The sequence below is a fragment of the Allobosea sp. 05T439 genome, from assembly GCF_056396005.1.
In genome coordinates this window covers 1-443 of record NZ_JBFTKP010000154.1, presented here as the reverse complement: position 1 = coordinate 443, position 443 = coordinate 1, and the positions used below count along the sequence as shown (strand labels likewise).

Genomic DNA, 443 nt, shown 5'->3' with positions numbered 1-443 from the left:
ACCCTGAAGAGCGCGGTCTGGGCGACCGCGACGGTCTCGTCGCTGACCTCGTAGCTCAGCGTCACCGGGCCAAAATAGCCGGGCGCCGGGGTGAACTCCCAGCCACCCTCGACCGCGGTCAGCGTGCCGCTGGAGGCGGTGAGATGCCTAACCACGAGTGCATCGCCATCAGGATCCAGCGCCCCTGCGAGCAAGCCGATCGCGGTGATCAGCAGCGTCTCGCAGCGCCCGATGCTGCGCAGGCTGACCACACCGGCAAGCAGCGGCGCCCGGTTGCTGCGCGGGCTCCCGGAGCCGCCGGGATTCTCGCCACCGGGTCCGCCAGGGTTCTCGCCGCCCGGGCCGGAATGGCCGCCCGGGCCGGGGTGGTGGCCGCCCGAGCCGCCGCCGGCCGAGGCGATCCCCTCGAAGTCATGGCCACCGCCAGAGCCGGCACTGCCGGA

The 443-nt window shown here is 73.1% G+C and carries 1 protein-coding gene; it reads right to left on the bottom strand.

Annotation, left to right across the window (positions count from 1 at the left end):
- Positions 1 to 443: cadherin-like domain-containing protein (locus AC1DIO_RS35505; RefSeq protein ID WP_476854972.1), on the bottom strand; the 443-nt coding region annotated here is incomplete at both ends.